Origin of the sequence: Streptomyces sp. NPDC001027 (assembly GCF_040299045.1) — a bacterium.
GTDB lineage: Bacteria > Actinomycetota > Actinomycetes > Streptomycetales > Streptomycetaceae > Streptomyces.
The window spans coordinates 1-5,683 of the sequence record NZ_JBEPBI010000364.1; the positions used below are offsets into that span (position 1 = coordinate 1).

A 5,683-nucleotide genomic window follows, 5' to 3' on the forward strand; every position below is an offset into this window, starting at 1 on the left:
CCGGTGCGCCCCACCCGTATGCCCCGCTCGTACGGCCACGCCACGCCACAGCGTGCCCGGCGGCCTGTGCCGGCCCGCTCTACCAGCGGTACCAGCGACCCCGTGCCCCGCCTGCCCCGGTCGAGCGGGCGAAGAAGCCGACCAGCCAGACCACGAGGACGATCACGGCGATCCACCACAGGGCCTTGAGGGCGAACCCGGCGCCGAAGAGGACCAGGGCGAGCAGAAGAACCAGCAGCAAGGGAACCATGGTTATCAACCTCCGTTCCGCCGAGTGCCCCGCCGTGAGCCCTGCATGCCCTCGATGTTTATCTTTTTCTTATCTGCCCTCGCGGGCGCACTGCGGCCCGCCGCGCCGGCCCCGCTGTCCCGGCCCCGCCGCGTTCGGGTCATCTCGGGCCCCTGGGGCGGGAGTTGTCATACTGTGGAGGGATGGCGCTGCATCACCACAGCGAGAACGCGTGGCGGGTGAGGGTGGACGACGAGCGCGGGGCGCCCTGCGGCGCCGGGGTGCTCCTCGACGATCGGCACGTGCTGACCTGCGCGCATGTCGTCCGGTACGCGAGAGCGCAGCCGCAGGGCGCCGCGTCCGGCGTACGGATCAGGAGTGTGGCGTGCAGTCCGGAGTGGACGCGCACCGCGCGCGTGGTCCCCGGATCATGGGTGCACGAGCACGGCACACGACGCGGCGACGTGGCGCTGCTCGCACTCGACGAGCCCGCCGACTGCGCCACCAGGACCACCCTGTGGAAGGTGCCGATCTCCGGCGGCAGGGTGCGGGTGTACGGCTTTCCGCAGGCCGAGCCCTACGGCATCGGTACGGACGCCGAACTGGCCGGTTCCGGCGGACGGGAGGGCGAATGGGGTCTGCTGAGGCAGATCCGCGTCGGCGACCCGTGGATCGAGGCGGGCTATTCCGGCGCCGGAGTCATCGCGCTGGACGGCGAGTTCAAGGGAAGGGTCATCGGCATCGTGGTGGCCGACTACGTCAACGGCGACGCCCGGGCGGCCTGGATGCTGCCGACCGAGACGCTGCTGACGTACCTGCCGAGCATCCGGGAGTTCACCGGCGGCCACCGCACCGACGAACTCGGCCCGTCCGGCGGTGAGCTGCCCCAGGACGTGCTGCACGACCCGTTGCGCCTCGCGCTCACCCAGGAGCTGACGCGGCTGCTCGACGGCGACTGGTCGGGCACCGTGGCCGTCGGCACCGACGCCTCGGTCGGCGCGGGCTCCTCGTGGCTGGTGCGTCTGGTGCGCACGGCCGACCCGGCGGCCCGCGCGACCGTGTCCGACGCCGAGCTGACCGGCGCCCCCGGGGACACCGTTCTCGGGCTCGGCTCCATCGACGCGGCGTACGACGCCTGCGGCCGGTCCGTCGCCGACGTCCGCAGGTACCTGACGGGCCGGTTCGGACTGCGCGCGGACGACGACCGGGACGCGGTGCGCCGGCTGGCCCGTCGTCGGCCTCCCGCGTGCCTGGTGGTGGGGCGCGTCGACCGGGCCGCGGACCCGGAGGCACTCGTACGGGATCTGCTGGGGCCGCTGGCCCGCCGGGCCCGTTCGAGCGGCCTGCGTCTGGTCCTGGGCTTCGAGGACCGGCCCCCCGAAGACCTCCCCCATGACGTGTCCCTCGACCCGGCGCCCGTCGTCGGACCGGCGTCCGCCAGCGTCACCCCGACCCAGGCGCAGACGGCGGTCGGACAGCTCGCCGCCGAGGAGGAGGCGGCGGCACGGCTGTGGGCGCGGTGGGGCGGGAAGTTCTTCGGCGCGCCCCGCCCGCCGCGCAGCGCGGCGCCCCGCCTGCGGATCCGGCTCGCCGTCGCCCGGACCACCGAGCCCAACCCCGAGCTCACAGCGGTCCACGACCGCGCCCTCGAAGCCCGCGCCGAGGTCGCCGCCTTCGACCGGGCCCTGCGGCGGCTGGTGGAGGACCACGCGGACCTCGCCACGAGCCTCGAACTCCACCGGGTGCGCGCGGCGCGGTTCTTCGGCGAGGAGGACCGGCGGCTCGCCGGGCTGCACGCGCCCGCGGCCCGCGCGCTGCAGACCGTGCCGATCGACCTCGCTGCCGCCCGCAGGCTGGTCCGGCTCCACACCGACGAGGTCAACCGACGGATCGACGAAGGGTGACGCCTTGCCGAGGTGCAACCGCCCCGACTGCGCCCTGGGCGAGATCGACGACGAGGGATTCTGCCCGGTGTGCGACCGGCGCCCGCTGCCGCCGGGCCGCGCCTCCCCGCCCGACGGCGCGGCCCGCGAACCGAGCGTCGGCGTGCCACGGAACGTCGGCGTGCCACGGGGCGTCGGCGTCGGGGTGGCGCAGGTGCGCCCGGACCCCTGGTACGGCCTCGGCCTGATCGATTCAGGTCTCGCCGCGGACCTCCCCGACCCGCCGTCTCCCGTCGCCGGCCCCGTCGCCGAGGAGCACCGGTTCTGCGCCAACCCCGTCTGCGGGCAGCCCGTGGGCCGGGGGCACGGCGGGGAGCCCGGCCGCACCGCGGGCTTCTGCGCCCACTGCGGCACCCGCTTCGACTTCGCCCAGCCGCACGGCCTCACCATCGCCGGACGCTACGACGTCGAGCGGGTCCTCGGCTCGGGGGCCTACGGGGCCGCCTACCTCGCACACGACCGCAACCTCGAGACGCAGGTGGTCCTCAAGGCGCTGAACCGGTCGGTGGCCAGGACGGCCGAGCACGAGCGGGACGTGCTGGTCGGGCTGCGGCACGACAGCATCGTCCGCATCCTCGGCTACGAACCGGAGGGACCCCACCTCGTGCTCGAGTACGTGCCGGGAGTCGCCCTGTCGGCGCGCGACGGAGACCGGCTCGAGACGCTCCTCGCGCACGGCGTCCGCATCCTCCAGGCCCTCGACTACCTGCACGCCCGGGGGCTGCTGCACTGCGACGTCAAACCGCTCAACGTGATCCGCTTCCGGGAGGAGGGCTCCGCGGGCTCCGCCCCGCCGCTGGACCGGGTCAGGCTCATCGACTTCGGCGCGGTGCGCTCCCAGGAGCAGGCCGGGCCGATCGTCGCGTACACCAAGGCGTACGCGCCCCCCGAGGACGACCCGGAGCATGTGCGTCCCACTCCCGGATTCGACCTGTACGGCCTCGGCATGACCCTGCGGGAAGTGTGCCGCGCGCACAGCGCGGACCGGGCCGCGCCGGGGGTGGACTCGCTGATGCTGCTGCTGGACCGTGCCACCGACGTCGTCGTGCCCGAGCGGCGATTCTTCTCGGCACGCCAGTTCGGCGAGCAGCTCAGCGGAGTGGTCCGGCAGATCGTGGCGGCTCCGCCGGCCGGCCGGCAGGTGGCCCGACCGTCGGCGCTGTTCGGCTCGATGACCGAGCCCCTGCACGGCGGGCTGGGCACGGCGCGTCCCCTCGACCACTGGGTCCGGGCGACGGTGACCGCGGACGCCCTGCTGACCATGCCCGCGCCGTTCTCCTGTCCGGGCCCGCGCGACATGGCGGGCGCGCTGCCCACACCCCTGTCCGACCCCGATGATCCGCGCATCGGCGACGCCGCCGGAAACGCGCTGGCCGAGAGCCGGCTCGCGCTGCGCCGCGACGACGTCACCCGGGCCGCACAGGCGCTGACGCGCGCGGGACTGCCCGACTGGCACTGGCTGCACGCCTGGTACTCGGGGCTGATCGCGCTGGCCCGCGAGGACGTGCCCAGAGCCGCCCGCTGCTTCACCGAGGTGCGCCGCGCCCTGCCGGGGGAGCTGATCCCGCAGCTCGCGCTCGGCCTGTGCGCCGAGTTCCGCGACGACCGCGAGGCCGCCCGCTCGCACTACGGCGCCGTCTTCGAGACCGCGCCCGCGCTCGGCGCGGCCGGTTTCGGACTGGCCCGGGTGCACCTGCTGTCGGGCCGGCGCGCGGCGGCGGTGGCCGCCGCGGAACGGCTCGCCCAGGAGTTCCGCTACGAGCGCGAGGCACGGGTCGCGGTCGTCCGCCTGCTCGTCACCGTCCCCGCCCGGCAGACGCCGTCCGCCCCGCCTACGCACGACGACCTGGCGGGCTCCCGTGCGGCGCTGGAAGGCCTCCACGCGGACGACGCCTCGGCCGCCGGTCTCGAGGCGGAGATCGAGTACGCCGAGTTCCTGCGCGCCCACGACCGGCTGCGGCTGTCGGAAGCGGTCCGCGGGCTGGGCGCGCACGCCCCCACCGAGCGCGCCTACGTGGCCCTGGTGGACCTGGCGAACCGGCTGCGCCCGGCGCTGGACTGGAGGTGGCCGGCGCTCCGCCGACGCACCCCTCGTTCCCGTCGTTCCCATGTCGAAGCGGGACCCGACACGCTAAGCTCCTGAGTCGCTACGCACGGGCATGCGGAGATGCGCAGGCATCACGGGGACACACGGGACACAGTCGGGTGGTGCCGGTGGGGGACAGGCCGCCGTTGACAGGGCTCAGCTTCGAAGTGGACGTGGACGCACCCGCCGACCTGGCGCACGACGAGACGCGCGCCGACGCCCTCGTCACGGTCCGGGCCCGGCCCGTCCCCGGGCGCGCGACGCTCACGCAGACCGCCGAGGTCCTCATCATGGACCGGTCGCTGTCCATGGCCGGGCACGGCAAGCTGGACGAGGCCAAGCGCGCCATGTGCGCGGCCGTCGACGCCCTGCGGGACGGCACCCTCCTCGGGATCGTCGCGGGCCATCACGAGGCCGAGGTCGTCTTCCCCGCCGGCGGCGGCCTCGCGCCGGTCGACGCCGACGCCCGGCAGGAGGCCAAGAGCCGGATCGTCGGTCAGCTGGCCGAGGGCGGCACGGCGATCGGACGGTGGCTGGCCTGCGCGGACCGCCTCTTCGCGTCGGTGACCTCGCCCGCCGTCGTACGCCACGCGGTGCTCTACACGGACGGCAAGGACGAGCACGAGACGCCCGAGCAGTTGGGAGACGTCCTCGAGACGTGCACCGACCGGTTCGTCTGCGACGCGCGAGGGCTCGGTGAGGACTGGAACTACGCGGAGCTGCTGAGGATCACCGAGGCCCTGCACGGCAGCGCGCAAGCCGTCGTCGCCGCGTCCGACCTCGCACAGGACTTCACCCGCACCATGCGGCAGGCCCAGCGCATCGTCGTGCCCCGCGTCTACCTTGGCCTGCGCCTCAACAGCCGTTTCCGGCTGGGATTCGTCCGCCAGACCCGCCCGGTGCAGGCGGAGTTGACGGCCCGTCGGCAGCACGGCGAAGAGATCCACGTCCCGCTCGGCTCCTGGCCGCCGGAAACCCGCCAGTACCAGGTGTCCCTGCGCTTCGATCCCGACGCGCTGACCGTCGAGGAGGACCTGCGCGCCGCCCGCGTCACGCTGCACGCCGAACAGAGCGACGGCACGCGCGTGCCGTGCAGCGAGCCCCGGGCCATGGTCGTACGGCGGCGCGGGACACCCGGATTCGGCATCCCGCCGTCCGCCGACCTCACCCGCGTGGAGAACGAACACGAGCTGGGCATGGCGATGCGGGCCTGCGCCGACGCCTGGCAGACGGGGCGACACGAACGCGCCGACCGGGAACTGCGCATCGCGTTACGGCTCGCCGCGGAGCTCGACGACACCGCGCGCCTGCGGCTGCTGCGCTCGGTGTCCGTCACCGGCCCCGACGACCTGCCGCACCTGCGCCGCGACGTCCCCCGCGGGCAGGTGCAACGACTGGGACTCGACTCGACCCGGAGATCGGAAT

At 74.5% G+C, this 5,683-nt stretch carries 4 protein-coding genes; 3 read left to right on the forward strand and 1 reads right to left on the reverse strand.

Annotated elements, in window-relative coordinates; translation table 11 throughout:
* Positions 1-79 precede the first annotated feature (79 nt).
* Positions 80-250 carry a DUF5670 family protein gene (locus tag ABT300_RS40595; protein WP_351687185.1) on the reverse strand — a complete coding sequence of 57 codons (171 nt, stop codon included), beginning with the start codon at positions 248-250 and terminating at the stop codon, positions 80-82.
* Between the two features lie 182 nt (positions 251-432).
* Between ABT300_RS40595 and ABT300_RS40600 the strand changes: the two genes are divergently transcribed.
* The 3 genes from ABT300_RS40600 to ABT300_RS40610 form a co-directional block, all read left to right on the forward strand.
* Entirely contained in the window at positions 433-2,133 is a 1,701-nt protein-coding gene (locus tag ABT300_RS40600; protein WP_351687188.1) for a S1 family peptidase, read from the forward strand.
* 4 nt (positions 2,134-2,137) lie between these two features.
* A complete protein-coding gene (locus ABT300_RS40605) occupies positions 2,138-4,315 on the forward strand; it encodes a tetratricopeptide repeat protein (protein ID WP_351687190.1) in 2,178 nt (725 codons plus the stop codon).
* A 65-nt stretch (positions 4,316-4,380) separates the two neighbouring features.
* Positions 4,381-5,683, forward strand: a 1,303-nt coding sequence (locus ABT300_RS40610) for a vWA domain-containing protein (protein ID WP_351687193.1), incomplete at its 3' end; no start/stop codon positions are given.

Excerpts from the sequence above, each read along its gene's own strand:
- ABT300_RS40600 (WP_351687188.1), top strand. The coding sequence starts at position 433 with ATGGCGCTGCATCACCACAGCGAGAACGCGTGGCGGGTGAGGGTGGAC.
- ABT300_RS40595 (WP_351687185.1), bottom strand. The coding sequence starts at position 250 with ATGGTTCCCTTGCTGCTGGTTCTTCTGCTCGCCCTGGTCCTCTTCGGC.